Source organism: Sanguibacter biliveldensis, assembly GCF_033798665.1.
Taxonomy (GTDB): domain Bacteria; phylum Actinomycetota; class Actinomycetes; order Actinomycetales; family Cellulomonadaceae; genus Sanguibacter; species Sanguibacter inulinus.
In genome coordinates, this window is sequence record NZ_CP138359.1 from 2,735,685 (window position 1) to 2,762,195 (window position 26,511).

The 26,511-nt window shown below is 70.6% G+C and carries 22 protein-coding genes and 2 tRNA genes; 9 read left to right on the forward strand and 15 right to left on the reverse strand.

The genetic code is table 11. From position 1 onward, the window contains the following. Positions 1-245: 245 nt before the first annotated feature. The 6 genes from SANBI_RS11965 to SANBI_RS11990 form a co-directional block, all read right to left on the reverse strand. On the reverse strand, positions 246-596 hold the full coding sequence (locus tag SANBI_RS11965) for a chorismate mutase (protein WP_082543828.1): 351 nt from the start codon (positions 594-596) through the stop codon (positions 246-248). Further along, a complete protein-coding gene (gene clpX / locus SANBI_RS11970) occupies positions 593-1,873 on the reverse strand; it encodes an ATP-dependent Clp protease ATP-binding subunit ClpX (RefSeq protein WP_319155301.1) in 1,281 nt (426 codons plus the stop codon). Before clpX ends, SANBI_RS11965 begins: the two co-directional genes overlap by 4 nt. A 207-nt stretch (positions 1,874-2,080) precedes the next feature. Then, positions 2,081-2,779 (reverse strand): ATP-dependent Clp protease proteolytic subunit, encoded by a 699-nt coding sequence (locus tag SANBI_RS11975; RefSeq protein ID WP_056129813.1) that lies wholly within the window; start codon positions 2,777-2,779, stop codon positions 2,081-2,083. Between the two features lie 45 nt (positions 2,780-2,824). Continuing rightward, positions 2,825-3,448: an ATP-dependent Clp protease proteolytic subunit gene (locus tag SANBI_RS11980; RefSeq protein WP_056129811.1), complete on the reverse strand. Its 624-nt coding sequence runs from the start codon at positions 3,446-3,448 to the stop codon at positions 2,825-2,827. Between the two features lie 227 nt (positions 3,449-3,675). After that, positions 3,676-5,091, reverse strand: a complete 1,416-nt coding sequence (tig, locus tag SANBI_RS11985; RefSeq protein WP_319161299.1) for a trigger factor — start codon at positions 5,089-5,091, stop codon at positions 3,676-3,678. Positions 5,092-5,429: 338 nt separating this feature from the next. Further along, positions 5,430-5,503 (reverse strand) — tRNA-Pro (locus tag SANBI_RS11990). A 407-nt stretch (positions 5,504-5,910) separates the two neighbouring features. On the opposite strand from SANBI_RS11990, the gene SANBI_RS11995 reads away from it, so the two are divergent. The 6 genes from SANBI_RS11995 (at position 5,911) to SANBI_RS12020 (ending at position 11,081) form a co-directional block, all read left to right on the forward strand. Beyond that, positions 5,911-5,981 (forward strand) — tRNA-Gly (locus SANBI_RS11995). Between the two features lie 714 nt (positions 5,982-6,695). Beyond that, a complete protein-coding gene (cysK, locus tag SANBI_RS12000) occupies positions 6,696-7,631 on the forward strand; it encodes a cysteine synthase A (protein ID WP_319155304.1) in 936 nt (311 codons plus the stop codon). A 120-nt stretch (positions 7,632-7,751) separates the two neighbouring features. Then, a complete protein-coding gene (epsC, locus tag SANBI_RS12005; RefSeq protein WP_319155306.1) occupies positions 7,752-8,336 on the forward strand; it encodes a serine O-acetyltransferase EpsC in 585 nt (194 codons plus the stop codon). A 278-nt stretch (positions 8,337-8,614) separates the two neighbouring features. Beyond that, the gene (locus SANBI_RS12010; RefSeq protein ID WP_319155308.1) at positions 8,615-8,968 is read left to right on the forward strand and encodes a GntR family transcriptional regulator; all 354 of its coding nucleotides are present in this window, start codon (positions 8,615-8,617) and stop codon (positions 8,966-8,968) included. After that, complete coding sequence (locus SANBI_RS12015) at positions 8,965-9,996, forward strand: DUF1648 domain-containing protein (protein WP_319155310.1); 1,032 nt, start codon at positions 8,965-8,967, stop codon at positions 9,994-9,996. The genes SANBI_RS12010 and SANBI_RS12015 overlap by 4 nt, the downstream gene beginning before the upstream one ends. Positions 9,997-10,034: 38 nt before the next feature. Further along, positions 10,035-11,081 (forward strand): LLM class F420-dependent oxidoreductase, encoded by a 1,047-nt coding sequence (locus SANBI_RS12020; protein ID WP_319155312.1) that lies wholly within the window; start codon positions 10,035-10,037, stop codon positions 11,079-11,081. A 135-nt stretch (positions 11,082-11,216) separates the two neighbouring features. Here the strand turns inward: SANBI_RS12020 and SANBI_RS12025 are convergent, their stop codons facing one another. Continuing rightward, a complete protein-coding gene (locus SANBI_RS12025) occupies positions 11,217-11,567 on the reverse strand; it encodes an MGMT family protein (RefSeq protein WP_319155315.1) in 351 nt (116 codons plus the stop codon). Between the two features lie 62 nt (positions 11,568-11,629). Here SANBI_RS12025 and SANBI_RS12030 point away from each other — a divergent pair, with 62 nt between their 5' ends. Further along, positions 11,630-12,949, forward strand: a complete 1,320-nt coding sequence (locus SANBI_RS12030) for a GNAT family N-acetyltransferase (protein WP_319155317.1) — start codon at positions 11,630-11,632, stop codon at positions 12,947-12,949. Between the two features lie 177 nt (positions 12,950-13,126). Here SANBI_RS12030 and SANBI_RS12035 read toward each other — a convergent pair whose 3' ends face one another. The 3 genes from SANBI_RS12035 to SANBI_RS12045 form a co-directional block, all read right to left on the reverse strand. Next, positions 13,127-14,137 carry an Fpg/Nei family DNA glycosylase gene (locus SANBI_RS12035; RefSeq protein WP_319155319.1) on the reverse strand — a complete coding sequence of 337 codons (1,011 nt, stop codon included), beginning with the start codon at positions 14,135-14,137 and terminating at the stop codon, positions 13,127-13,129. Between the two features lie 87 nt (positions 14,138-14,224). Then, on the reverse strand, positions 14,225-14,674 hold the full coding sequence (locus tag SANBI_RS12040; protein WP_319155321.1) for a ribose-5-phosphate isomerase: 450 nt from the start codon (positions 14,672-14,674) through the stop codon (positions 14,225-14,227). 20 nt (positions 14,675-14,694) lie between these two features. After that, complete coding sequence (locus tag SANBI_RS12045) at positions 14,695-15,444, reverse strand: hypothetical protein (RefSeq protein WP_319155324.1); 750 nt, start codon at positions 15,442-15,444, stop codon at positions 14,695-14,697. A gap of 232 nt (positions 15,445-15,676) precedes the next feature. Here SANBI_RS12045 and SANBI_RS12050 point away from each other — a divergent pair, with 232 nt between their 5' ends. Beyond that, the gene (locus tag SANBI_RS12050; RefSeq protein ID WP_056129782.1) at positions 15,677-17,698 is read left to right on the forward strand and encodes a M13 family metallopeptidase; all 2,022 of its coding nucleotides are present in this window, start codon (positions 15,677-15,679) and stop codon (positions 17,696-17,698) included. A 200-nt stretch (positions 17,699-17,898) separates the two neighbouring features. Here the strand turns inward: SANBI_RS12050 and SANBI_RS12055 are convergent, their stop codons facing one another. The 4 genes from SANBI_RS12055 to SANBI_RS12070 form a co-directional block, all read right to left on the reverse strand. Further along, a complete protein-coding gene (locus SANBI_RS12055) occupies positions 17,899-18,507 on the reverse strand; it encodes a hypothetical protein (RefSeq protein WP_319155326.1) in 609 nt (202 codons plus the stop codon). Positions 18,508-18,644: 137 nt separating this feature from the next. Then, positions 18,645-19,982 carry an alpha-amylase family protein gene (locus tag SANBI_RS12060; RefSeq protein WP_319155328.1) on the reverse strand — a complete coding sequence of 446 codons (1,338 nt, stop codon included), beginning with the start codon at positions 19,980-19,982 and terminating at the stop codon, positions 18,645-18,647. Then, the gene (locus SANBI_RS12065; RefSeq protein WP_319155331.1) at positions 19,979-20,563 is read right to left on the reverse strand and encodes a hypothetical protein; all 585 of its coding nucleotides are present in this window, start codon (positions 20,561-20,563) and stop codon (positions 19,979-19,981) included. The genes SANBI_RS12060 and SANBI_RS12065 overlap by 4 nt, the downstream gene beginning before the upstream one ends. Further along, positions 20,560-21,177, reverse strand: a complete 618-nt coding sequence (locus SANBI_RS12070; RefSeq protein WP_319155335.1) for a mycothiol-dependent nitroreductase Rv2466c family protein — start codon at positions 21,175-21,177, stop codon at positions 20,560-20,562. The genes SANBI_RS12065 and SANBI_RS12070 overlap by 4 nt, the downstream gene beginning before the upstream one ends. Positions 21,178-21,576: 399 nt before the next feature. On the opposite strand from SANBI_RS12070, the gene pepN reads away from it, so the two are divergent. Then, on the forward strand, positions 21,577-24,129 hold the full coding sequence (pepN, locus tag SANBI_RS12075; RefSeq protein WP_319155337.1) for an aminopeptidase N: 2,553 nt from the start codon (positions 21,577-21,579) through the stop codon (positions 24,127-24,129). 165 nt (positions 24,130-24,294) lie between these two features. On the opposite strand, the gene malQ is transcribed toward pepN, so the two are convergent. Then, positions 24,295-26,472: a 4-alpha-glucanotransferase gene (gene malQ / locus SANBI_RS12080; RefSeq protein WP_319155339.1), complete on the reverse strand. Its 2,178-nt coding sequence runs from the start codon at positions 26,470-26,472 to the stop codon at positions 24,295-24,297. Between the last annotated feature and the right edge of the window lie 39 nt (positions 26,473-26,511).

The following is a 26,511-nucleotide window of genomic DNA, read 5'->3' on the forward strand; positions in this document are numbered from 1 at the left end:
GTGGCCAGGGGTGAGCACCGGACATGCACCGGTGAGCGGCCCGACGCCCCCACGTCGAGACGTCCAGCAGGTGGGCACGGGAGCCACCAGGCACAGCGCGCAGCGGCACGCAGCCTGCCTAAGGCACACCACGGGACGCGGAGCCCTGACCGCCCTGCTCGGACCAGACCGCGGGCCAGCCAAGACCAGAGCAATCCAGCCAGGACTGGGGCTGGCCAGCTGAGGTCAGGTCAGGTCAGGTCAGGTCAGGAGAACGTGTCGAGCACGGTGTCCTGGCCGCGCTCGGCCGCGATCGCAGCGTGCCGCCGGACGACCTCGCTGACGATGAAGGACCGGAACTCCTCGGCAAAACGCTGGTCGAGCCCCGCCTCCGCTGCGATCCGTCCGAGCCTCTCGATCTGCTGGCTCTCGCGCAGCGGGTCGGCCGGCGCCACCCCGCCCTGCGCCTTGAGCTCACCGACGCGCTCGGTGCACTTGAAGCGCTCCGCGAGCAGGTACATCAGCGACGCATCGATGTTGTCGATGCTACCCCGCAGCCGCAGGATCTCCGTGCGGATGCTCGGGTCCTGCGTGGGGTCGCTCGGCTGCTCGGTCACGCGCTCTTCTCGCGCGGGGCGTTCTTGCCGAGGTCCGTGCGCGGCACGAGCGTCGGGTAGACGTTCTCGAGGACGGCCTCACCGGTGACGACCACACGCTCGACGTCGTCGCGGCTGGGGACCTCGAACATCACCTGCTGGAGGACCTCTTCCATGATCGCGCGCAGACCTCGTGCGCCGGTCCCCCGGAGCAGAGCCTGGTCGGCGATGGCCGCCACGGCGTCGTCCGTGAACTCGAGATCGACGCCGTCGATCTCGAACATCCGCTGGTACTGCTTCACGAGGGCGTTGCGGGGCTCGGTGAGGATGCGCACGAGGGACACCTGGTCGAGCGGGGTGACCGTCGTGATGACCGGGACCCGACCGATGAACTCCGGGATGAGACCGAACTTGAGCAGGTCCTCGGGCATGACGTCACCGAAGGCGTCTGTCGCGTCAGCGGTGTGCAGGGGCGCTCCGAAACCGATGCCGTGCTTACCGGCCCGGGACGAGATGATCTCGTCGAGCCCCGCGAAGGCACCGGCGACGATGAACAGCACGTTCGTCGTGTCGATCTGGATGAACTCCTGGTGCGGGTGCTTGCGACCGCCCTGCGGCGGGACCGAGGCCGTCGTGCCCTCGAGGATCTTCAGCAGCGCCTGCTGGACCCCCTCACCCGAGACGTCACGGGTGATCGACGGGTTCTCCGACTTCCGGGCGATCTTGTCGACCTCGTCGATGTAGATGATGCCCGTCTCGGCCTTCTTGACGTCGTAGTCCGCAGCCTGGATGAGCTTGAGCAGGATGTTCTCGACGTCTTCACCGACGTAGCCGGCCTCGGTCAGCGCTGTCGCGTCGGCGATCGCGAAGGGGACGTTGAGCATCTTCGCGAGGGTCTGCGCGAGATACGTCTTGCCACAGCCGGTGGGGCCGATGAGCAAGATGTTGGACTTCGCGATGTCGACCTGGGCCGCGTCGTCGCCGACCGAACGGGCTCCCTCGCCCGCCTGGATCCGCTTGTAGTGGTTGTAGACGGCCACGGCGAGCGACCGCTTGGCGCCCTCCTGGCCGATGATGTACTGCTCGAGGAAGTCGAAGATCGCCCGCGGCTTGGGGAGCTCGACCATGCCGACCTCGGCCGCCTCGGTGAGCTCTTCTTCGATGATCTCGTTGCAGAGGTCGATGCACTCGTCGCAGATGTAGACCCCAGGGCCTGCGATGAGCTTCTTGACCTGCTTCTGGGACTTCCCGCAGAAGGAGCACTTCAGCAGGTCAGCGCCGTCGCCGATGCGTGTCACGCCGTCTCCTCCCGGGACCGCCCCGGTCGGGTGCGGATCATGGCATCCAGCCCGCCCCGCTCACGTCCTCGGGACTGCTGGTCGAACATCTTCCATTGCACACCATCGGAGCGCCAAAGTCAGCATGGCGCTCCGACGGGTGCACGGTATCTCACCCCCGGTCGTTGCCGGGGTCACGCTCTCAGGGCTGGTCGGCCCTGATCGTGGTCAGCCCTTGTTCTGGATCGCCGACTTGCGGCTCTCCAGGATGCTGTCGACCAGGCCGTAGTCGACGGCCTGCTGCGCCGAGAGGATCTTGTCGCGCTCGATGTCCTTGCGGACCTGCTCGACGTCCCGACCGGAGTGCAGGGCCAGGGTGCCCTCGAGCCACTCGCGCATGCGGATGATCTCGTTGGCCTGGATCTCGATGTCCGAGGCCTGGGCGTAGCCGCCACCCTCCATCGCGGGCTGGTGGATCAGCACGCGAGCGTTGGGGAGGGCCAGGCGCTTGCCCGGGGTTCCCGCGGCGAGCAGCACGGCGGCAGCCGAGGCAGCCTGCCCGAGGCAGACCGTCTGCACCTGGGAGGTGATGTACTGCATCGTGTCGTAGATCGCCGTCATCGCGGTGAAGGAACCACCGGGTGAGTTGATGTACAGGATGATGTCGCGGTTCGGCTCCTGGCTCTCCAGGACGAGCAGCTGCGCCATGACGTCGTCCGCCGAGGCGTCGTCGACCTGGACACCCAGGAAGATGATGCGGTCCTCGAAGAGCTTGCTGTACGGGTCCTGGCGCTTGATGCCGTAGGCCGTGCGCTCTTCGAACTGCGGGAAGATGTACCGCGACGACGGCGAGCCGTACGGCATCGCCACGCCGCCCGCACCAGCGAGACGCTGCGCGGTGCTGATGAACTGAGACTCGGTGCTCATGGGTCTACTCCTCAAAGGTCTTCAAGTGATGGGGGCGGAGCCGGCTCAGGAGCCGGTCGTGCCGCCGCCGCCGGCGACAGACCCGGCGTGGGTCACGACGTGGTCGATGAACCCGTACTCGAGCGCCTCAGGAGCGGTGAACCAGCGGTCGCGGTCGGAGTCGGTGTGGATCTGCTCGGTGCTCTTGCCCGTCTGCTCGGCGATCAGCTCGGCCAGCACGCGCTTCATGTGGAGGATGAGCTCCGCGTTGATGCGCACGTCCGTGGCCGTACCGCCGATGCCGCCCGAGGGCTGGTGCATCATGACGCGGGCGTGGGGCGTCGCGTAGCGCTTGCCCTTGGTGCCCGAGGAGAGCAGGAACTGCCCCATCGAGGCGGCCATGCCCATCGCGACCGTCGCGACGTCAGGCTGGATGAACTGCATGGTGTCGTAGATCGCCATGCCCGCGGTGATCGACCCACCGGGAGAGTTGATGTACAGGAAGATGTCCTTCTCGGGGTCTTCCGCTGCCAGGAGCATCATCTGGGCGCAGATGGCGTTCGCGTTGTCGTCGCGCACCTCCGAACCGAGCCAGATGATCCGCTCCTTGAGAAGGCGGTTGTAGATGCTGTCGTTCAGGCCCAGGCCTGCCACGTCTCCGCGGGCTGCCACTGGCATCTGCTCGTTCACGCGAACTCCTTCTTCGTGCTGCTGACCCTTGCTTGTTGTGACCCTAACGCGAGCCCCACCCGTGTTTCGTCCCGCACCGGGTCTGTTTCGCTTTGGGCGCACAGTGCTCGGTGCGTGCAGGGCTGCTGGTGGGCGAGCTCTCACGGGCGCCGAGAGAGACGACAGGGCCCCGTCTCGCACGGAGACGGGGCCCTGCGGCCGGACCCTGTCAGGGGCCCTGAGGTGTGTCAGGCCTTGTCGGTCTCGACAGCGTCGGACTCTGCTGCCTCGGACTCTGCTGCCTCGGACTCTGCGGCGTCGGACTCGACGACCTCGGAGTCGGCGCCCTCGACGGCGGCGGTGCCAGCGGCCTCGACCGCGGCGTCGTCCTCGTCAGAACCGATGAACTCGGAGAGGTCGACAGCCTTGCCCTCACCGTCGACGACCTCGACCTGGCGCAGCGCCACGGCGAGAGCCTTCGAGCGTGCGACCTCGCCGACCATGGCCGGGATCTGGCCGTTCTCGTCGATGGTCTTGATGAAGGTGTTCGGGTCCATGCCGTACTGACGGCTCGCGTTGACGAGGTAGTCGAGGAGCTCGTTCTGAGCGACCTTGATCTCGAGCTTCTCGGCGAGGATGTCGAGCACGATCTGGTTCTTCAGGGCGACCTGCGTCTGCTCGGTCACCTCGGCGCGGTGCTCGTCGTCCTCGAGGCGGCCTTCGCCCTCGAGGTGACGGACGACCTCGGCCTCGATGACGCCTGCGGGCAGCGGCACCTCGGACTTGGTGAGCTCCTCGAGGAGGAGGTCACGGGCCTGGACGGCCTGGTTGGACTGCTTCACGCCGGCGGCCTGCTCGCGCAGGTCGGCCTTGAGCTCGTCGATCGTGTCGAACTCGCTCGCGAGCTGCGCGAAGTCGTCGTCGATCTCGGGGAGGTCGCGCTGCTTCACAGCGGTCGCGACGACGGTGATGCTGGCGTCCTGGCCCTCGTGCTCGCCACCGGCGAGCGGTGCGACGAAGGTGGTGGTCTCGCCGGCCGAGAGACCCGCGAGCGCCTCGTCGAGGCCCTCGAGCATGTTGCCCGAGCCGATCTGGTACGACACGCCGGAGACGTTGTCGACCTCGTCGTCGCCGACTGTGGCCTTGAGGTCGATGACGACGAAGTCGCCCTCGGCTGCGGGACGGTCGACACCGACGAGGGTGCCGAAGCGCTCACGGAGCGAGTCCAGGCGACCGTCGACGTCGTCGTCGGTGACCTCGACGTCGTCGACCGCGACCTTGATGGACGACAGCTCGGGGAGCTCGACCTCGGGGCGGACCTCGACCTCGGCGGTGAAGTGGAGCTCTCCACCCTCGGTCTCGAGCTCGGGGACCTTCACGACCTGCACGTCGGGCTGGCCGAGCGGACGGATGTCCGTCTCCGACACGGCCTGGCGGTAGAAGCCGGACAGCGACTCGTTGATCGCGTGCTCAAGCACGGCCCCGCGGCCGACGCGCTGGTCGATGATGCGTGCAGGCACCTTGCCCTTGCGGAATCCGGGGACGGAGACCTGCTCGGCGATGTGCTTGTACGCGTGATCGATGCTCGGCTTGAGCTCGTCGTACTCCACCTCGACGGTCAGCTTGACCTTGGTCGGGTCCAGGGTCTCGACGGCGCTCTTCACTTCGATGATCTCCAACTGCTCGATGGCATGCCGATAGCCCGGCACGAACGTTACTGAGGTTCTCGTGCGTCCTCGCGGCGAACCGCTCGGCGACAGGCTGGGCCGTCACCGCAGAGGGACCGCGTCTCGCGAGCCATACTCGCCCACGAGCAACCTGAAGATCGTACGCCACGGACGACGCGAGGACATAGCAGAGGTCCTAGAGGGGCCCGTGGGTGCGGAGCCGGGCCGCGGAGGAGGACGGCAGGGACGGCGGGGCGGGGGCTGCCGCACGTCGATCGCGACGGAGGACCGCGGCACGAGTCGAGTTCTCCAGCGCCGGGGTCCTCCGCTGCGAGTCGGGGTGACAGGATTCGAACCTGCGACCTTCCGGTCCCAAACCGGACGCGCTACCAACCTGCGCCACACCCCGCGGGCACCGCTGGGCGGCGCACGCTCGGCCAAGCATAGACGGCGTCGGGAGTGGTCGGCACACCGGCAGCGCGACGCCTTCACCGAGCCGGGACCGACGCGGGTCCGGAGGCCTGCGACCTCGGCGCTCGTCGTCCGAGCCGTCGTGCGCAGCATCCGCAGCACGTCGCGGCAGACGGGTGACGGCGCCGTCAGCAGGAGCTCACCGGCCTGCCCGACCGAGCGCGACCAGGGTGTCGTCGGTCTCAGCGGCGTCGGCCCTGCCGCGTGCGATCCACCCCTGATCCTTTGCTAGGGTGTCTGTCGCAGGTTCGTTCCGGACCGCTCAGTTCTTCCGTGCAGACGTTGGACCTCTTCCTGAGGATCAGCCGGCCGAGCGGTCGAGCAAGGAGCCCGGATCAGAACCGTGCGGGCGTAGCTTAGTGGTAAAGCCTCAGTCTTCCAAACTGATGATGCGAGTTCGATTCTCGTCGCCCGCTCCGACAGCACGATCCTCATCAGCATGATCCTCGTCAGCATGATGAAGCCCCCGTCCTCACTCCGAGGACGGGGGCTTCGTGCGTCAGGCGAGTCGTCGAGCAGGTGCCACGACAGCTCGTCCGCCCCGGGGTTGGACCCGCCTGCACCCGTGATCCCGCAGCGAGAGGACCGCGCCCTTTCACCCGCCCCTAGTCAGGCCACCGGGCGGCACACCGTTGCACCCCACCTGCACTGTCGATACAGTCGCTCGGGCAGGCCAGGGTCGGCTGGCGTCGTCGACGTCAGCGCCCCACGGCCCGCTCAGGGACGACGAGGGGGAGGCACGGTGCGCGAGCGCAGCACGACGAGCCTCCGGACCCTGTCGTCCGCGCCTGCCGCGCACCCGCGGCTCCGCGGTCACGGCGCGCACTGCGGCCGGGCAGTCTCGTCCCCCTGCTGTCTGCAGTGTCTCTAGAGCGCTGATCCCTGCCCACAGCCGGGCCGATCACCGCTCGTCTCCCGTGTCCCTGGCCATCCTGCCGGCGGGCCACCCGCACGAGGCGCCCCGCGCCTCCCACGCCCGCGGCGGGCCATGCCCCGAGGCCCCCGACCGCTCGCCCTGGCGTCGCCAGGGCCACCCGGTAGCCGATATCCAGGCAGCACCTCTGCACCTTCAGAACCTCCCGCACCCCAACCGCAGCTCCGCCCCGGCGGACCGTTCAGAAGAGGACCTCATGGCACGCATCTACGACGACGTCACCCAGCTCATCGGCAACACCCCGCTCGTCCGCCTCAACAGGCTCACCGAGGGCGTCGGCGCGACCGTCGTCGCCAAGCTCGAGTACTACAACCCCGCGAACTCGGTCAAGGACCGCATCGGTGTCTCGATCATCGACGCAGCCGAGGCGTCGGGGGCGCTCAAGCCTGGTGGGACCATCGTCGAGGCCACCTCGGGCAACACCGGCATCGCGCTCGCCTTCGTCGGCGCTGCCCGCGGCTACGACGTCGTCCTCACCATGCCGGAGAGCATGTCGAAGGAGCGTCGCGCACTGCTGCGTGCCTACGGCGCCGAGCTCATCCTCACCCCTGCGGCCGAGGGCATGAAGGGCGCTGTCAACAAGGCCAACGAGGTCGCTGCCGAGCGTCCCGGGTCGATCCTCGCGAGCCAGTTCGCCAATGAGGCCAACCCGGCCATCCACCGTGCGACCACGGCCGAGGAGATCTGGGCCGACACGGACGGCGAGATCGACATCTTCGTGGCCGGCATCGGCACGGGTGGCACCATCACCGGCGTCGGGCAGGTGCTCAAGGAGCGCAAGCCCGAGGTGAAGATCATCGCCGTCGAGCCCGCCGAGTCGCCGATCCTCAACGGCGGGCAGCCCGGGCCTCACAAGATCCAGGGCATCGGGGCCAACTTCGTCCCCGACATCCTCGACACGACCGTCTACGACGAGGTCTTCGACGTCGACGCCGAGACCTCGGTCGCCGTCGCACGCCGCGCCGCGAAGGAAGAGGGGCTCCTCGTGGGCATCTCCTCCGGCGCTGCGATCCACGCCGCGCTCGAGATCGGCAAGCGCCCGGAGAACGACGGCAAGCTCATCGTCGTGATCGTGCCGTCCTTCGGGGAGCGCTACCTCACCTCGATCCTCTACGCGGACCTGCTCGACTGAGCCCAGCCCGCCCGGCCTGCTGCGTCCTCGGACTGACGCGGCAGGCCTGCTGCACCAGGTCCCGTGCACGCCCGTCGGCGCGCACGGGACCTCTTCGCCTCTGACGACCCAAGGACTCTCATGTCACGCCTCACCGCCGCCTGGACGCTGCTCCGCGAAGACCTCCAGGTCGCACGCGACCGCGACCCGGCCGCCCGCAGCTCGCTCGAGGTCGCCCTGGCCTACCCCGGGGTCCACGCCGTCTGGGCGCACAGGGTGACCCACCGGATGTGGCGGAACCCGGCCCTGCGCCTGCCGGCCCGGCTGCTCTCGCAGGCGACGCGCTCGGCGACGGGCATCGAGATCCACCCGGCGGCGACCATCGGCCGTCGGCTGTTCATCGACCACGGCATGGGTGTCGTCGTCGGTGAGACGTCGGTCGTCGGTGACGACGTCACCCTCTTCCACGGCACCACCCTCGGTGGACGCTCGATGACCCACGGCAAGCGGCACCCCACGATCGGCGACAGGGTGGTCGTCGGCGCCGGTGCGAAGGTGCTCGGTGCCGTCACGGTCGGTCACGACGCGCAGATCGGTGCGAACGCCGTGGTCGTCAAAGACGTCCCGGACGGCACCGTCGCCGTCGGCGTCCCGGCGGTCGTCAGGGGGCGGCCCGTGGCGTCCCCGGGGGTCGAGTACTGCGAAGACCCTGCGATCTTCATCTGAGACAAGGGCGGCGGGGAGGACCGCGAGGTCCTCGAGCCGCGCAGCTCTCCGTCCGCCGGTCCAGCGCTTCACCACCACGCCGGTCCACGGGTCCGCGGGTCGCCGGTCCACCGCGCCGCCTGCCCGCCCGCCCGCCTGCCCGCCTGCCTGCATGCCCGCCCGCTTGCATGCCCGCTTGCATGCCCGCCGGCTCGCTGGCTCGCCAGACGGACGGCCAGCCAGACGGATGGCACACCCGTAACTTGTGCTAGTTGCAATAGAACAACTACTGTTGCGTCATGCTCTTCCGCATCGATCCGACCGCTAGCGAGCCGCTGTTCGCCCAGCTCGCGACCCAGGTGCGCCTCGGGGTCGCACGCGGCGACCTCACCGTCGGCGAGAGGCTGCCCTCGGCCCGTGAGCTCGCGACCTCGCTCGACCTCAACGTCCACACGGTCCTGCGCGCCTACCAGGACCTGCGCGACGACGGGCTGATCGACCTGCGTCGCGGACGCGGGGCCGTCGTGACAGAGCGCGCCGGCGCCGACTTCGCGACGCTCCGCGACGCCGTCGCCGCCGTCGCCGCCGAGTCGCGCGCCCTGAACCTCTCACCCGAGACCACGCTCGCCCTGCTCAAGGAGGCCCTCTCATGACCACCGCCCGCAGCACCCGACCAGGGCGCGTCCAGCACCGGGGGTCGACCACGCTCCTCGGGCTGGTCCTGCCTCTCGTCATCCTCGCAGCAGGCGCGGGCGTCGCAGCATCCTGGCGTGACGAGCTGCCCGCACGCGTCGCGACCCACTGGGGCAGCGACGGTCCTGACGGCTTCAGCTCGCTGACCGCGCTGCTCGTCGGCACCGTCGCAGGGTGCGCAGTCCTGGTCGCCGCGTTCTGGGCCTTCGCCTTCTGGGCCGGGCGCGTCCGCAACCTCCGACAGCTCGCGGTCGGTCTGAACGTCGGGGTCGCCACACTCGTCGCCGCCCTCACCGTCGGCACCCTCGCCCCGCAACGAGGCCTGACCGACGGGTCTGAGGTCGGGGGCGTCGGACTCGCCATCACCGTGGCAGTCTTCGGTGCACTCGCGCTCGGGCTGCTCGTCGCGCTCATTCTCCCCCGTGACGAGCCCTCCCCCGAGACCGACAGACCTCGCGACGACGTCCCGCGCATCCCTCTCACCGCAGACGAGCGGGCCGTGTGGGTCCGTCAGACCTCGAGCTCGACAGGGATGGTCATCACGCTGCTCGCCGCCGTGCTCGTCGCAGCAGCCGTCACGACAGCAGGGACCTGGGGCCTGCTGGCCGTCCCGGTCGCCCTGGTGCTGCTGAGCCTGGCGATGTTCTCGTGGGTCGTGACAGTCGACGTCACCGGGCTCACCGTCCGCTCGACCCTCGGTGTGCCGCGCAAGCACCTGCCCGTCGACGAGATCGTGGACGCCACGGTCGACGACGTGGTCCCGCTCCGCGACTTCGGCGGCTACGGGTGGCGGACGTCGACCGACGGACGGACCGGCGTGGTGATCCGCGGGGGCGAGACCCTCGAGGTGCGGTCAACAGGTGGGCGCCGCTTCGTCGTCACGGTCGACGACGCCGCGACCGCAGCGGCGCTGCTCAACGCCTTCGCCGACAGGCACCGCGCGGCCCGTCCGGCCGGGACTCCTGAGAGCACCGTCGAGGAGAGCTAGGCTCGCTGGGTCCCACCACCTCACCGTCGAGGAGACGCATGCGCATCGGACTGCACACCGGGTACTGGTCGGCCGGACCCCCTGAGGGCATGGCCGAGGCCGTGGTCGAGGCAGACGCCCTCGGCGTCGACTCCGTCTGGACCGCCGAGGCCTACGGCTCGGACGCCCTCACCCCGCTCGCCTGGTGGGGTTCGAGGACGGAGCGGATCCGGCTCGGTACGGCCGTCGCGCAGATCTCGGCCCGGACCCCGACAGCCACGGCGATGGCCGCACTGACCCTCGACCACCTCAGCGGCGGTCGCTTCGTGCTCGGTCTCGGCGTCTCCGGCCCGCAGGTCGTCGAGGGCTGGTACGGCCAGCCCTACCCGCGTCCGCTGGCCCGGACCCGCGAGTACGTGGACATCGTGCGTCAGGTGCTGCGTCGCGAAGCCCCGGTCACGGCTCCTGGCCCGACCTACCCGCTCCCCCTCGACGAGGGCACGGCCGGCGGGCGCGCCGTCACCGGCTTCGGCAAGGCGCTCCGCTCGACGGTCCGTCCGCTGCGCGCCGACCTGCCGATCCACCTCGCCGCAGAAGGACCCAAGAACATCGCGCTCGCCGCGGAGATCGCCGACGGGTGGCTCCCGCTGTTCTACGCCCCACGCCTCGACCACGAGTTCCGTGAGCTCATCGACGACGGCTTCGCGCGGCGCGGACCCGGGCTGAGCCCTGCGGCAGACTTCGAGGTCTCGGCGACGGTGCCCGTCGTCGTGCACGACGACCCCGAGCAGGCTGCCGACCAGGTCCGGCCCTTCATCGCGCTCTACGTCGGCGGCATGGGGGCGAAGGGCGCCAACTACCACCGCAACGCTGTCGACAGGCTCGGCTACAGCGACGCGGCCGACGAGATCCAGGCGCACTACCTCGCGGGAGACCGCGATCGCGCCGCAGCAGCAGTCCCGCGCGAGCTGGTGGACGACATCGCGCTGGTCGGCTCACCCGAGAGGATCCGCGAGCGGCTGGCGCTGTGGGAGCAGACCGCGGTGACGACTGTCGTGGTCCAGGGCGACGCCGCGGCGCTGCGGGCGGTCATGGCTGCTGCCTGAGGGGCTCAGAGCGACCAGGCCGGCTGGATCTGGCGCCGCCGGGCCCGTCGGGGGCGGCCTCGTCTGACCGGACCTGCCAGGCACAGTGCCGCCGTATCAGGCCCGAGCCGCGGGCAGGCCTCAGGCGGTCCCGTGTCAGACGGACTCGGACCCCGGTCCCGCGCTCAGGTCCATCTGCTCGTCCCAGTCCACCCGGGCGGCTCGGAGGTCGACGCGCGAGCCGTCGGGGACGAGGGGGCACCCCTCGTCGCGCAGCAGGTCCAGCGCACGCGTGACGTGGTGCGCCGGCGGCTTCCCCTGCGCGTTGACCACGCGCCACCACGGGACAGCCCCGCCGGAGTCGCGCAGAGCAGCGCCGACCTGACGGGGTCCACCGCGGCCCAGCCGTCGCCCGACGACCTCGGCCACGTCGCCGTAGGTCGTCGCCGACCCGCGCGGGACCGTCTCGACGACGTCGAGCACGCTCTCCAGGTACTCCTCGTCCACCCGCACAGACTACGCACCGTAAAACCCTGGCCCCTGTCGGTGGCCGCTGGCAGAGTCGAGGCATGGCACTCCCCGACGGCTACACCCAGATCCAGCTGCCCGAGTCACGACGCGACGAGCTCATCGAGCTCGACCACTGGACCTTCCCGTCCCCGGTCGACCCTGCAGAGTCCAAGAAGCTGCCGCTGCCGCTGACCTGGGAGCGGACCCGCGGGGTGGTCGTCGAGACTCCCGACCCTGACGCCGTCCCCATCGACGGGGCCGTCCCGGTCCGGCAGAGCCTCGCGGCCATCCACTCGTCGTACCCCTTCAGCAGGTTCCCCGTCCCGGGCGCCGAGATCCCTGTCGCCGGTCTCACCTGGGTGGGCGTCCACCCTCAGCACCGTCGCCGCGGCATCCTCTCGGCGATGATCGACCAGCACTTCGCCGACTGCGTGGAGCGGGGTGAGACTGTCTCGGCTCTCTTCGCCGCCGAGGCCGCGATCTACGGCCGCTTCGGCTACGGCCTGGCCGCCCAGGACCTGCGGCTCACCGTCCCCCGCGGGGCGACGCTCCGTCCTGTCGCAGGGTCAGAGGACCTCACCGTGAGGATCGAGACGCTCGACCCCGCCGTCCACGGCGAGCTCGTGAGCGACCTGCACGTTCGTGCCGGACGACAGCCCACACCGGCATCGGGCATCAACAGGCCCGGGTGGGCGACCCGCGAGACCGACGAGCTGAAGACCGTCCACCTCGACGACCCCGCAGCCTTCCGCAACGGGCGCGAGCCGCGCCGCATCGTCGTCGTCGAGTCGGGCGGTGAGCCCCGGGGCTACACGACCTTCCGACGCAAGGTCGACTGGGGTCACACCGGTCCCCGCGGGACGGTCTCGACGGGTGAGGTCGTCGGCCTCGACCCTGCGGCCACGCACAGGCTCTGGTCGACCATCCTCGACCTCGACCTCACCCACGAGATCGAGCCGTTCATGATCCCCCTCGACGACCCGATCGCCTCGCTGCTCGTCGACCCTCGGGCGGCAGCACCGAAGATCGCCGACAACGTCTGGGTGAGGATCGTCGACGTCCCCGGTGCGCTCGCCGCCCGGACGTACACGACCGACCTCGACCTCGTCCTGCACGTCACCGACCCGCGACTGCCGGCCAACGAGGGGTCCTGGCGGCTCACAGCGACAGCCTTCGGGCCCGCGACGGTGGTACGGACCGACGACGCCCCCGACCTCAGCCTGTCGGTGACAGAGCTCGGCGCTGCGTATCTGGGTGGCACGTCGCTCGCCGCCCTGGCGAGCGCTGGCCGCGTCGAAGAGCACACGGCCGGTTCCCTGCTCCGTGCGGCGTCGGGCTTCGGGTGGCCCGTGGCACCGGTCTGCAGCTGGGTGTTCTGAGCAGAGGTCTCACCGGGTCACCGGGTCACCGGGTCACCGGGTCACCGGGTCACCGGGTCACCGGGTCACCGGGTCACCGGGTCACCGGGTCACCGGGTCACCGGGTCACCGGGTCACCGGGTCACCGGGTCACCGGGTCACCGGGTCACCGGGTCACCGGGTCACCGGGTCACCGGGTCACCGGCGATCGTCGCGCTGACAGCTGGGGCACCAGAACAGGTTGCGGCCCGCCATCTCTGATCGTGCGATCTCGGTCCCGCAGACCCGGCACGGCAGACCGTCGCGCTGGTACACGTAGAAGGACTCGTCCCGCGGCACGGCGCCAGGGGCGGCGTCCGTGTTCTGGCGCACGGCCCGACGGCCTCGCGGCGGCGGAGCGCCTGCTCCGTCACCGCGGTGCTCGGGGCGTGTCGTGACGATCGCGCCGATCGCAGCACCGTCGGCCATGAGCACGACGAGGTCGTCCCAGATCTCGTGGAGCACGTCGCCCGGCACGTCGCGCCCCGGGGTCGTCGGTGACTGACCGGCCCTGAACAGGGCCTCGGCGCGGTAGATGTTGCCGACACCCGCCACGACGTCCTGGTTCATCAGCAGGAGACCGACGGCCGACCGCGACCTGCGGACCGCCGAGACGAACCGCTCCGGGTCGGCGTCGCTGCGCAGAGGGTCGGGCCCCAGACGCCGCTGGACCGCGAGCGCCGCCTCCGGGGAGATGACCTCGCACGCTGTGGGCCCGGTCAGGTCGGCGACGGCGTGGGCCGAGAGGATCCGCACACGGACTGCTCCGCGAGGGTCGGGTGGCTCCCACGCGGCGAGCACGCTCTCCTCAGGAGCGGCGGCGGCGAGCACTGTCTCGCGCTCGCCCACCCTCTTGCGCGGGGCGCCGATGGCATGAGAGACCTCGGCGCTGCCGTCGCTCGCGAAGGTCCACGACCCGTAGAGCCCCAGGTGCACGCGCACCCACCGGAGGTCGTCTGCGAGGCCAGGGGCGCTCGGGCTGTGGTCGGCCGGCCCGAGCCCGAGGAACATCTGCTTGCCGACGGCCTCCGCCGCATGCAGCACGAGGCCGTCGACGAGCGCCGCACCGGCGGCGAACCTGCCCTGTGGGCTGGACACCTCGACAGCCTGGCCACCGAAGACCTCGCCGAAGGTGCGGGCCAGCCTGTGGACCGTGTGCCCCTCAGGCACGAGAGCCCCCGGTCGCCGAAGACCGCCGACCTCGTGAGCTCACGAGCAGTCGGCGGCCCGGTCTGGCGGAGCAGTCCCCCACCAGGATCAGCGCGCGGCCTCGTAGGCGGCCAGCTGGTCGATCCGGCGCTGGTGGCGCGGGTCGCCGCTGAAGGGCTCCGCGAGGAAGGCGTCGATGAAGGACGCCGCCTCGGCCACGGTGTGCTGGCGCCCGCCGACGGCGACGACGTTCGCGTCGTTGTGCTGGCGGCCCAGCCGAGCCGTGTCGAGGTTCCAGGCGAGCGCCGCCCGGACCCCGGGCACCTTGTTGGCCGCGATCTGCTCTCCGTTGCCAGAGCCGCCGATCACGACGCCGAGGCTGCCCGGGTCGGCCACGACGGCCTCGCCGGCCGCGAAGCAGAAGGACGGGTAGTCGTCGAGGGCGTCGTACTCGTGGGCACCGTGGTCGACGACGTCGTGACCGGCGGTCGTCAGGTGCTCGACGAGGAAGCTCTTGAGCTCGTAGCCGGCATGGTCTGAAGCGATGTGAACGCGCATGCTCACATCATGCCGCAACTTCAGCTCCAGCCCTCGACCTTGGACAGGTTGACGATGTAGGCGCGGGTGCTGCGCTCGCCGGGCACGACGGCGCGGACGGTCTCCGCGCCGACGGCGTCGGGTGCGTGGACGAGGAGCGCGAAGGGCGGCGAGCCGGGGAAGACCGTCTCGGCAGGGATGGCGACCTCGGGCTTGGACAGCTTGGAGACGAGAGTCTTCGTCAGCTGCTTGGACCCCGCCTTGTCGAGGGTGCTGACCTGCTGCGCGACGCCCGCCATCCAGCGCGAGACCTCCTCGGACCCGAGGTGCGCCGGCACGATGACCTGCGGCACGACCTGGGAGTTGTTGGCCGCGAAGCGGAACGGCAGACCGAGGGCCTTGGCGACGTAGCCGTCGCGGGAGTACGCGGCGAAGGCAGCCTCGGTCCGCTTGCCGCGGGTCAGCTTCGAGACGACGAGCATGATGATCGCGAGCGGGATGAGGATGATCGGTCCCCACACGTAGGCGACGAGCATCGGGTCGGTGCTGAAGTTCTCCCCCGTCGTGGAGAAGAACACCTCGAAGAACCTGTCGCCGCCAGCGTCGTACTCGCTCATGGTGCGGAACACGCTCACCAGGTTGTAGGCGAGCAGGGCGAGACCGATGACGAGCAAGATGCCGAAGGCCTTCGCTGCGGCGCTCGACGGCGCCACGGCCTTCTGGAAACCCTGCGCGTCCGAGAGCTGACGGACGACGGGGTCGGGTGCGGTCCAGGGGGTGAGGGTCTGCATGAGATGTCCTTCGTGAGTCGGGGGGAGGTGTCCGGCGAGCGCCGATGAGCACCTCGCAGGATCAGAGGACCACAGGTGGGGTGCGTCGCGCTGCGATCTGGGCCCCCGGACCGTGGGCACCTCTCCCCATCCCCATGCGGCGCGGCCCAGACGACGCAGCCCTGACGACGCCCTGCGCGAACGTCGAGGCGCCTGAGGGGTCGAGCGGGTCGGCGACGGATAGCCTGGACCGATGACGACGAACGAGCACACACCAGCCCAGGAGCAGGACCTGCGACCGCCGGCGACGTCCGGGATCGACGTGACAGCCCTGGACCCCGAGGTCCGCCCGCAGGACGACCTGTACAGGCACGTCAACGGCCGCTGGATCGCCAGCCACGAGATCCCCGCCGACCGTGCCTCAGACGGCGCGTTCCGCCAGCTGCACGACGAGGCCGAGGCCCACGTGCGGCAGATCATCGAAGAGCTCGGCGGACGTGACGACCTGAGCGGCGAAGAGGCCCAGATCGGTGCGCTGTACGCGAGCTTCATGGACACCGCGACGGTCGAGGCAGCCGGGGTCGACCCGCTCCAGCAGGACCTCGCGCTCGTCCGCGGCGCGACCAGCCAGCCCGAGCTGACCGGGACCCTGGGTGCGCTCCAGCGCACGGGCGGCGCCGGGGCCTTCGGGTTCTGGGTCGACAACGACGCCAAGGACCCCGAGAAGTACGTCGTGTACCTGTACCAGGCGGGCCTCGGCCTCCCGGACGAGTCGTACTACCGCGAGGAGAAGTACGCCGAGACCCGCGAGGCCTACCGCAGCCACGTCGCGCGCATGCTCGCGCTCTCGGGCGCGTACACCGCCGACGCTGCGCCCACCGCCGCCGACACCGTGCTCGCCCTCGAGACGAAGCTCGCCGGCCACCACTGGGACGTGGTCCGCGACCGCGACTCCGAGCTCACGTACAACCCCACCACGCTCGCCGCCCTCGCCGAGTCCGCACCCGGGTTCGACTGGCGCGCCTGGGCCCTCGCCGTGGGGGCCCCGGAGGGTTCGCTCGACCAGGTCGTCGTGCGCGAACCCGACTTCTTCACGGGCTTCGCCGGGCTGTGGGCCACCGAGCCCGTCGAGGACTGGAAGGCGTGGATCGTCTACCACCTCGTCAGCGCCCGCGCCCCCTACCTGACCGACGAGCTCGTCGAGGCGAACTTCGACTTCTACGGCCGGACGCTCTCCGGAGCCCAGGAGGTCCGCGAGCGGTGGAAGCGCGGCGTGTCCCTCGTCGAGGGCGCCCTCGGTGAGGCCGTCGGCAAGGTCTACGTCGACAGGCACTTCCCGCCGACGCACAAGAGCCGTATGGACGTGCTCGTCGCGAACCTCATCGAGGCGTACCGCCAGTCGATCACCCAGCTCGACTGGATGGGCCAGGAGACCAAGGCGAAGGCTCTGGCCAAGCTCTCGGCCTTCACCCCGAAGGTCGGCTACCCCGTCCGCTGGCGCGACTACTCGGCGCTCGTCGTCGACCCTGCCGACCTCGTCGGCAACGTCCGGCGCTCCAACGCTGTCGACCTCGACCGCGAGCTCGCCAAGATCGGGAAGCCGATCGACCGGGACGAGTGGCACATGACCCCGCAGACGGTCAACGCGTACTACAACCCGTCGATGAACGAGATCGTCTTCCCGGCCGCGATCCTGCGTCCGCCGTTCTTCGACCCCGAGGCCGAGGACGCCGCCAACTACGGCGGCATCGGCGCGGTGATCGGTCACGAGATCGGCCACGGCTTCGACGACCAGGGGTCCAAGTACGACGGCTCGGGCCGCCTCGAGGACTGGTGGACCGGCTCTGACCGTGCCGAGTTCGAGAAGCGCACCGCTGCTCTCGTCGAGCAGTACGACGCCTTCCACCCCGCCCAGCTCGACGCCGACCGCACAGTCAACGGGGCGTTGACCATCGGTGAGAACATCGGCGACCTCGGCGGGCTGTCCATCGCGCTCAAGGCCTACGAGATCTCCCTCGGGACCGAGCTGTCCGGCGCGCCTGTCGTCGACGGGCTCTCGGGTGCCGAGAGGGTGTTCTTGTCCTGGGCGCAGGTGTGGCAGACGACGATGCGCGACGAGGCGATGATCCAGCGCCTCGCGACCGACCCGCACTCCCCCGCGGAGTTCCGCTGCAACGGCGTCGTGAGCAACCTCGACGAGTTCCACACGACCTACAACGTGCAGCCTGGCGACGCGCTGTACCTCGCCCCCGAGGACCGCGTCCGCATCTGGTGATCTGAAGCGCAGCGGTGCGCCTCGCAGCGGTGCGCCGCACCAGCAGCACGAGCACCAGCCGCAGCAGCAGCACGGGGAGAGCCCCCACCACAGCCCGTCGAGACGGGTCGTGGTGGGGGCTCTCCTGGTGCTGCGTGCGTGCTTGCGTGCGTCCGGCGCGGGGCCCTGGGGGTCAGCCCCTGAGACGCGGGTCCCTGGGGTCAGGCCCCCGAGACGCCTGCGCGGGCCAGCACGAAGCCGTCCCCAGTCGTGGAGTCCGTGCAGCGCATCCCGGACTCGGTGCTCTCGCAGACGAAGTTGTTGACCTCGCTCGTCGCACCGTAGTCGAGCACGGCGACGTCGGGACCTGCCTCGGTGGGCTTCTCTGCATCAGGGACGCACGGGGTCGAGACACCGGCCGAGGTGAGCTCGACGACGTGACCGACAGTGCCCTCGCACCCGGCGACGGGTGCGGGCTCGGCCGCGAGGGAGGCGATGCCGCAGCGCACGCCCTCGGGGACGATCGAGCAGGTGATGTTGCCCGTCGGGGACGCGATGACTGTCGCCTCGGCGGGGTCGATCTCGAGGGTGGGCGACGGGTCCGGCTCGGCCGGGTCCGCAGGGGCGTCGGTGGCGCCTGCAGAGGCTTCCGACGTGGGCGCCGACGAGGCGCCGTCGTCGGCGTCCGAGCCGGACGACCCGCCCAGGATGAGCCAGGCGGCCCCCGCGACGAGCAGGACGTCGAACGCGATGAACACGACGAGCCAGGGTGACAGCCTGCGCTTCCCCGGGGTGCTCCGCGGGGCGGAGGTCGGCGTGGTTCCTGCCATTCGATGGTCTCCTCACGTGTGGTCTGCGGGAGCGACGGACCGTCCCCGCACAGGGCAGCATGTCACGTCACCCTGGAGATGTCCCGCCCCCGGAGCCCGCAGCGCAGGACCCCGGGGGCCGCCCCGACGAGCACAGATCAGGCTCGTGCGAGGCGCTCCAGGCAGGCCCACCCGTGGGGCTCGAGACGCAGCGTGACCCCGTCAGAGGCCAGGTCACCCGCGCCTGCCAGCCAGGTCGCCGGCGCATCGAGCACGATCTCGACAGGGGCGTCGTCGGTGCTCAACGCGATCTCGAGGGCGTCCTCTCCCGACGACGACACGTAGGTCATCACCGTGTCGGAGATCACGCGCACCTCGGTCTGGGCCCTGTGCAACCACGGGTGCCGCCGGCGGATCCCGACGAGCTCACGGTGCAGCGCGAAGGCAGGGTTCGCATCGAGCTCGGCGTCGCTCGGCGCAGAGGCCGCGAGCTCAGGGCGGACGGCGTCGTCGCCCCCTGCTCGGTCTTCCTTGACGCCTTCGAGCCCCAGCTCGTCGCCCGCGTAGACCGTCGGGGTCCCGGCGACGGTGAACAGGACGACCAGCGCGTGCGCCAGGTGCCGGGGGTCGTCGAGGCGGCTGGCGATCCTCGTCGTGTCGTGGTTTCCCACGAAGGTCGCCGGGGCGAAGGTCTCGGCGAAGCCGGAGTGGCGGCGCAGCGCGTGGTCGAGCTCGTAGGCGTTGCGGTCGTTGAGCGAGCTCCAGACCGCCTTCCACAGCTCGTACTGCGTGACCGAGTCCATGCCGGACTCGGCGACCACAGCCGGGTAGTCGCCGTGGATCACCTCGCCCAGCACGTAGGTGCCGGGGTGGCGCCTGCGCACCTCGGTGAGCACGGGAGCCCAGAAGGCCGGGGGCACGGCGTACGCGGCGTCGAGCCGCCAGCCGTCGACACCGCGGTCGCCCCAGTAGCCCATCACCTCGACGACGTGCTCGGCGACGGCCGGGTTCGAGTGGTCGAGGGCGACGAGGGCCGAGTGCCCCTCGAAGTCGTCGTGCGTCGGAGCACCGCCGTCGTCGGGCCAGCGGAGCCTGAACCAGGCTGCCGACTCCGAGCCGGGCCCGCTCACCAGCGCGTCCTGGAACCTCGCGAAGTCTTGCCCGACGTGGTTGAACACCCCGTCGAGCACGACCCTGAGACCGCGTGCGTGGGCCGCGTCGACGAGCGCCACGAGGTCGGCCTCGTCACCCAGGCGTGGGTCGACCCGGAAGTGGTCGACGGTGTCGTAGCCGTGCGTCGAGGACGCGAAGACCGGGCCGAGCAGGATCCCCGAGGCACCGAGGACGACGGCGTGGTCGAGCCACGGCACGAGCCTGTCGAGCCTGTGCTGGACGACCTCGCCCGCCTCAGCAGCCGTGGGCTCCGCGCCGACGGCACCGAGCGGGTACACGTGCCAGAAGATCGCGTGCTCGACCCAGTCCGGAGGGCGGGTCATCGCAGGTCCTCGGCCGCGTCCGCAGGTGCGGCCGCCCGGACCGCTGGGCCGTCGAGAGGCGGCACCTCGGGCGCGACCCACCGGGTCACCGTGATCTCGCCGGACTCCTGGTCCCGGACCGACAGCTGGAGCGACTCGAGGAGCACGAGGACGTCGACAGCGTCACGCCCGTGCGGGCGCAGCTCGCCGTCATCCCCGACCAGCCCCGTGACCCTGCCGGTGATCTTCACGTCTCCGACCATCGACCCGTCCCCGGGGTTGGAGTGGATGACGCAGCGCGGGTCACCGGCGAGGTCAGCGCCCTTGGGCGAGCGCAGGACGACCGGGACGAGCAGCTCGCCGTGGCGGATCTGCACGGCGGACCCGCTGACGCGGGGTGCACCGCTCACGGTCATGGTCGCCAGGACGTGCCTCTCGCTCGCGGCGAAGCGCCCGGCGACCGCTGCGGCCAGGTCGGGCGCGTCGCTCGCGAGGGTCGACCACGGGGCTGCCGGGACCTCGCGCAGACGCGCAGAGGCCCGGCCGCCCCCGCCCAGGGAGGCGCGGGGAGCCGGGAGACCGAGGTGGACTGCGGGGCTCAATCGAAGACCGGTCCCTGCGTCCGGGTGCGCTTGAGCTCGAAGAAGCCCGGCGTCCCGGCGACGAGCACGCAGCCGTCCCACAGGCGACCGGCGGCCTCGCCCTTCGGCGCCGGGGTCACGACAGGACCGAAGAACGCGACGTCGCCGAAGGCGACCACCGGCGTGCCGACGTCTTCGCCGACCCTGTCGATGCCCTCCTTGTGGGAGGCACGGAGCTCGGTGTCGTAGCGGTCCGACGTGGCGGCCTCGGCGAGCGACGCCGGCAGCCCGACCTCGTCGAGCGCCTCGCGGATCACGGCCTCGAAGTCTTCACGAGCACCCGGGTGCAGGCGCGTGCCGATCGCGTCGTAGAGCGGCTTGACGAACTGCTCGCCGTGCTCGATGCGCGCCGCGGTGACCACGCGCACGGGGCCCCAGCCCTTGGACATGAGCTCGGCGTACTTCTCGGGCAGGTCCCGCCCCTCGTTGAGGACCGACAGGCTCATCACGTGCCACCGGACGGTGATGTCGCGGACCTTCTCGACCTCGCCGATCCAGCGAGACGTCATCCACGCCCACGGGCACAGCGGGTCGAACCAGAAGTCGGCGGTCTGGGTGGTCGTCTGCTCGGTCATGTCGCTCCGGTTGGTCGGGGTGGGCACCGTGGCCGGTGCCGCCTACGGGCTGGGGTCGTGCGTGCTGCCTGGCTCGGGACGCTGCTGCGGGCGAGGTCTGCTGACATCGTGCGGCGTCCCCCGTGACGGCGGCCGGCGGGTCCGGCAGGAGCAGGACCCACGGCTCGTCGACCAGTGACAACGCCTGCGACGACCCGTCGATTCCCACCTGACCGTACCCAGGTCTGGCTCTCGACGGTACCGACACCTGACGCGTCTGTCGCCTGCGGCGCGGGCCCCCGGCGTGACATGATCGTCCTTGGCCGCATCAGGCCCACCCACCAGGTGCCCGGACCTGCCTCGGCGCGCTCACCAGCCCCTCCGCAGCCTGCCGGCACCGCATCCCCCGAGGAGGCGTCCGTGCCCGGACAGAACCTGACCCGCGTCGAAGCGACCACCCGCGCCGGCATCGTCGCGGTCGACTCGTACGTGATCGACCTGGACCTCACGACCGGTCCCGAGACCTTCCGGTCGACCACCGAGGTCCGGTTCACCGCGCAGGCCGGCTCGGCCACCTTCATCGACCTGGTCGCCCCGACGGTCCACGAGGTCACCCTCAACGGGCAGAGCCTCGACCCCGCGGCCGTCTTCGCCGACTCCCGGATCCAGCTCGACGGGCTCGCCGCGGAGAACACGCTGCGCGTGGTCGCCGACGCCGCGTACACGAACTCGGGTGAGGGCCTGCACCGCTTCGTCGACCCCGTCGACGGCGAGGTCTACCTCTACACGCAGTTCGAGGTCCCCGACGCCCGCCGCGTCTACGCGGCCTTCGAGCAGCCGGACCTCAAGGCCACCTTCCAGTTCACGGTCACCGCGCCCTCGGCGTGGGAGGTCGTCTCCAACTCCCCCACGCCCGAGCCCGTCCCGGCCGGCGAGGGCACCTCCACGTGGTCCTTCGAGCCGACCCAGCGGATCTCGACGTACATCACCGCGATCGTCGCCGGTCCCTACGTGGTCCAGCGCTCCGAGCTCACCAGCAGCGACGGCCGGGTCATCCCGCTCGGCGTGTTCTGCAGGGCCTCGCTCGCCGAGCACATGGACGCGGACTACGTGTTCGAGAAGACGCGCCAGGGCTTCGCCTTCTACGAGGAGAAGTTCCAGTACCCCTACCCGTTCCCCAAGTACGACCAGCTGTTCGTCCCCGAGTTCAACGCCGGGGCCATGGAGAACGCCGGCTGCGTGACCTTCACCGAGACCTACGTGTTCAGGTCGAAGGTGACCGACGCGATCAAGGAGCGCCGGGTCGTCACGATCCTCCACGAGCTCGCGCACATGTGGTTCGGCGACCTCGTCACCATGAAGTGGTGGAACGACCTGTGGCTCAACGAGTCCTTCGCGGAGTGGGCCTCGACCCTCGCGACCGCCGAGGCCACCGAGTGGACCGAGGCGTGGACCACCTTCGCCGCGATGGAGAAGTCCTGGGCCTACCGCCAGGACCAGCTGCCCTCGACGCACCCGATCGTGGCGACCATCAACGACCTCGAAGACGTCCAGGTGAACTTCGACGGCATCACGTACGCCAAGGGCGGCTCCGTCCTCAAGCAGCTCGTCGCCTGGGTCGGCATCGATGCCTTCATGGCCGGTGTCGCGAAGTACTTCGCCAAGCACGAGTACGGCAACACCGAGCTCGTCGACCTCCTCACCGAGCTCGAGACCACGAGCGGCCGTGAGCTCGGCTCGTGGTCCGCGCTGTGGCTCGAGACCGCGGGCGTCAACACGCTGCGTCCCGAGATCACCGTGGACGACGCGGGCGTCGTCACGTCCTTCGCCGTCCTGCAGTCCGCCCCGGCCGACTACCCGACGATCCGCCCGCACCGCCTCGCGATCGGGTACTACGACACCGACGCCTCGGGCGCGCTCGTGCGCACCCACCGTGTCGAGCTCGACGTCGACGGCGAGCGCACCGAGGTGCCCGAGCTCGTCGGCCGCGCCCGCCCCGACCTCGTCCTCCTCAACGACGACGACCTCGCCTACGCGAAGATCCGCCTCGACGAGGCCTCGTTGGCCGTCGCGATCGCGCACCTCGCGAAGATCCAGGACCCGCTCGCACGCTCCCTCGTCTGGGGCTCCGTCTGGGACGCGACCCGCGACGGCGAGACCCCTGCGAGCGACTACGTGGACCTCGTGCTCGGCAACATCGCGACCGAGACCGAGTCGACGACCATCCGCACGACCCTCGCCCAGCTCGCGCTCGCCGCGCGCAGCTACGTCGCACCCGCGACCCGTCCGCAGACGGTCGAGACCGTCGGCAACAGGCTGTGGATCCTCGCGCAGGCCGCCGAGGCCGGGTCGGACGCCCAGTTCCAGTTCGTCAAGTACTTCGCGGCCGTCGCCAGCTCGGCAGCCCACACGACGACGCTGCGGGGGCTCCTCGACGGATCGGTCACCCTCGACGGTCTGACGATCGACACCGACCTGCGCTGGGAGATCCTCGACGGGCTGGTCCTCTCCGGGGCTGCCACGGCCGACGAGATCGACGCGACGCTCGCCGAGGACAACACCTCGAACGGTCAGCAGTCGGCCGCGCGGGCCCGCGCCACGATCCCGACGGTCGAGGGCAAGCGTGCCGCCTTCGACTCCCTCGTCGAGTCCGACACCGCGCCGAACGCGATCGTCCGGTCGACCACGATCGGCTTCGGCCACGTGAACGACCCCGAGGTCCTCGCATCGGTCGTCGAGCCGTACTTCGCAGCGATCGAGGGGCTGTGGGAGAGCCGCAGCTACCACATCGCCGAGACGCTCGTCGAGGGGCTCTACCCGGCAGCCCTCGCCGACGAGCGCCTGCGCGACGCGACCCAGGCGTGGCTCGCAGCGCACCCCGACGCCGCTCCCGCGCTGCGTCGTCTCGTGGACGAGTCGCTCGCCGGGGTCGAGCGCGCGCTGCGCGCCCAGGCCGTCGACGCGGCTCGCTGACGCCTCGCGAGGCTGACCAGCCCCGCGGACACAGAGGCCCGCCCTGGTGCTCGTGCACCAGGGCGGGCCTCTGTCATGCGCAGAATCAGCATCCGCAGGGTCGTCGTCCGAAGGGTCGTCGACAGTCTGTCGTCGGCTGGGGCTCCTCGGCTGGTGGTGCTGGTGTCAGCCGGCTGAGCGGTCAGAGCCCTCTGGGCCCTCGCCCTGGCTCCGCCCGGTCCCCTCGTTCATCACCGCGGCGAGCGAACGCAGACGCGCGTTGTGCGCCAGGTCGTCCACGAGCACCACGCTGCCGCTGGAGTCTCCGAGCGGGACCTTCCAGTTCGGGTACTCCTGGTCGGTGCCCGGCTGGTTCTGCGCACGGCGCTCCCCCACGGCGTCGGCGAGGGAGACGCCGAGCAGCGCGGCCGGGGTCTGACGGATGTACCTGTGGAGAGCCTCGACGAGCTCGCGCTCCGACGGCTCGTCACCGACGAGCCCGCGGCTGGCCAGCGCGAGCACCATCTGCTCGCGCTCCTTGCGGGCCTCCTGGCGCACCTGGTGCACGGGCTCGGTGAGGAGCCCGAGCCGCTCGCGCAGCTCGACGTGCTCCCCGGCCAGGTATCCGGCGGTCGGCGGGAGGTCGTGGGTCGTGACAGTCGTCAGCGAGAGCGGACGGTAGGCCTCAGGAGCCAACGGCCGTCCGTCCTCGTCCTTCTCGAACCACAGGACCGAGGTGCTGAGCACGCCACGGTCGTTGAGGTAGCCGCGGACCCAGGGCTCGACGACGCCGAGGTCTTCGCCGATGACCACGCCACCCGCGCGGTGCGCCTCGAGGCAGAGGATCCCGATGAGCGCCTCGTGGTCGTAGCGGACGTAGGCGCCCTCGTCGGCCGGGGCGCCGGCGGGGATCCACCAGAGCCTGAACAGACCGATGACATGGTCGATGCGCAGCGCGCCCGCGTGGCGGAACACGGTCCGGATGAGGTCGCGGTACGGCGCATACCCGGCACGGGCGAGCTCGCGCGGGTGCCACGGCGGCTGCGACCAGTTCTGCCCCTGCTGGTTGTACATGTCCGGCGGCGCCCCGACCTCCATGCCGCGTGCCATCACCGAGGCCAGGGCCCAGGCGTCGGCGCCCTCGGGGTGCACGCCGACGGCGAGGTCGTGCATGATGCCGATCCCCATGCCGCTCTCGCGCGCAGCCCGCTGGGCCTGCTCGAGCTGGACGTCGGCGACCCACTGGAGCCACGAGTAGAAGTCGACCTCGTCGGAGAGCTCTTCGCGCAGACGCGCGACGGCCTCGGACCCCGGGGTGCGGTACTCCTCGGGCCACTCGCCCGAGCCGAGGTGGTCGGTGAAGGCGCACCACGTGGCAAAGCTCTCGAGCCCGCTGCCCTGCGACAGGCAGAAGTCCACGAAGGCCTTCTGACGCGCGGCCGAGCGCGGCGCCTCGAAGACGACACGGAGCGCGCTCTTCTTCGCGTCCCAGACCGCGTCGCGGTCGATCGGGCCCGGGTCTGTGCTCAGCTCGCGGACGTCGTCTGCGGCCCACTCGACCAGCGACCTGTCGGCGGCCGAGAGATAGGCGGTCTCGCGGATGTCTTCGACCCGCAGGTAGATGGGGTTGACGAAGCGTCGGCTCACCGGCAGGTAGGGCGACGGCGTCATGGGGGTCGTCGGCTCTGCGGCGGCGACGGGGTTGACCAGCAAGAAGTCGGCGCCGAGCTGCTGGCCACCGATCCATGCGATGTCGGCGAGGTCTGCGAAGTCGCCGATGCCCCACGACTGCCGAGAGCGGACCGAGTAGAACTGGGCCATGAGGCCCCAGTGCTGGCCGTCCGCGAGGTGCTCGGGCAGCTCGAGCCTGTCGGGTGTCACCGCGAGCACGGCGCGGGACTGGCCGTCGCGGGTGCGGGCACGGAGCTCGTGCCAGCCGAGCGGGAGGTCGGCCGGGAGCTCGAAGGTCGCCCGGCCGATGGTCCGGCCGTCCACGGTCCGTGGCTCGACGTAGTCGTCGACCTGCGACAGGGCCACGTGCGTGCCGTCCTCGAGCTCGGCCCAGACCTCGACGTCCACGCCGTCGGTCACGTGCACAGGCACCCTGAAAGCCACGCCACGTCGGGTCACGACGGTCGGCGGGAGCATCCGGCGCCACTCGTCGTCGACGACTGTCGCCAGGGCCACGTCGATGTTCTCGGGCGACGTCGCGTCGACTCCCAGCGCCCCGAGGATCGCGACGAGGGTCGAGGCGGGTGCGCTCTTCTTCTCGCCGTGGAATCCCCAGTGGTCGGGGGAGATCCCGTGAGCCTCGGCGAGGTCGACAAGTGCAGGTGAGAGGGTCGCGCGCTCAGTGGGGTCCACGTGTGAATCCTGCCAGAGACTCGCGGGTTGGGCATCACA

Coding starts and splice junctions, on each gene's coding strand:
- epsC (WP_319155306.1), top strand. CDS start 7,752: ATGTCACGCCTCACCGCCGCCTGGACGCTGCTCCGCGAAGACCTCCAG.
- SANBI_RS12060 (WP_319155328.1), bottom strand. CDS start 19,982: ATGACCCGCCCTCCGGACTGGGTCGAGCACGCGATCTTCTGGCACGTG.
- SANBI_RS12010 (WP_319155308.1), top strand. CDS start 8,615: ATGCTCTTCCGCATCGATCCGACCGCTAGCGAGCCGCTGTTCGCCCAG.
- SANBI_RS12070 (WP_319155335.1), bottom strand. CDS start 21,177: ATGACCGAGCAGACGACCACCCAGACCGCCGACTTCTGGTTCGACCCG.
- SANBI_RS12040 (WP_319155321.1), bottom strand. CDS start 14,674: ATGCGCGTTCACATCGCTTCAGACCATGCCGGCTACGAGCTCAAGAGC.
- SANBI_RS12030 (WP_319155317.1), top strand. CDS start 11,630: ATGGCACTCCCCGACGGCTACACCCAGATCCAGCTGCCCGAGTCACGA.
- SANBI_RS12045 (WP_319155324.1), bottom strand. CDS start 15,444: ATGCAGACCCTCACCCCCTGGACCGCACCCGACCCCGTCGTCCGTCAG.
- cysK (WP_319155304.1), top strand. CDS start 6,696: ATGGCACGCATCTACGACGACGTCACCCAGCTCATCGGCAACACCCCG.
- SANBI_RS12050 (WP_056129782.1), top strand. CDS start 15,677: ATGACGACGAACGAGCACACACCAGCCCAGGAGCAGGACCTGCGACCG.
- SANBI_RS12055 (WP_319155326.1), bottom strand. CDS start 18,507: ATGGCAGGAACCACGCCGACCTCCGCCCCGCGGAGCACCCCGGGGAAG.
- SANBI_RS11975 (WP_056129813.1), bottom strand. CDS start 2,779: ATGAGCACCGAGTCTCAGTTCATCAGCACCGCGCAGCGTCTCGCTGGT.
- SANBI_RS12015 (WP_319155310.1), top strand. CDS start 8,965: ATGACCACCGCCCGCAGCACCCGACCAGGGCGCGTCCAGCACCGGGGG.
- SANBI_RS12020 (WP_319155312.1), top strand. CDS start 10,035: ATGCGCATCGGACTGCACACCGGGTACTGGTCGGCCGGACCCCCTGAG.